Annotated in this window: 1 pseudogene; it reads right to left on the bottom strand. The window is 60.0% G+C overall.

The features are described from left to right. A pseudogene (locus HAQ05_RS28150) lies at positions 1–425 on the bottom strand (hypothetical protein); the annotation flags it as partial.

The following is a 425-nucleotide window of genomic DNA, read 5'->3' as shown; positions in this document are numbered from 1 at the left end:
GTATCCCCGCCGCGCGCTGGGTCGAGGCCGACAACGTGGGCCCCGATGCGCTTCATGTGCTTGGCGATCTGCTTGCGCGCCAGCGATACCTTGACGGTCTTGATCAGCGGCTTGTGGCCGACCTTTTGGAAAGCCAGGTCGGGGGTGGCGGGGTATTCCTGGTTGAACCAGTCTTCATCACCTGCAAAGTCCGTGGTGATCTTGGCGGCGCGCCAGGCCATTTGTTCTTCGTCCAGGCCATAGGCTTCCATGTACTCGAAGTCGTCATCGGACATTTCGAAGTCATCGGGCACTTCGCGGCGATATCCCCGCTCGACGAACCAGGGGATGAAAACGGGCATGTAGTCGGACTTACCCTCCACCGCCAGCGTCCAGAACTGGTGGAACAGATTTCCCATGCCGTTGGCGGTTGACTCGATGATGGC

Source organism: Pseudomonas typographi (assembly GCF_014694385.1).
Classification (GTDB): Bacteria; Pseudomonadota; Gammaproteobacteria; order Pseudomonadales; family Pseudomonadaceae; genus Aquipseudomonas; species Aquipseudomonas typographi.
This window is presented reverse-complemented; position numbering and strand designations above follow the sequence as displayed.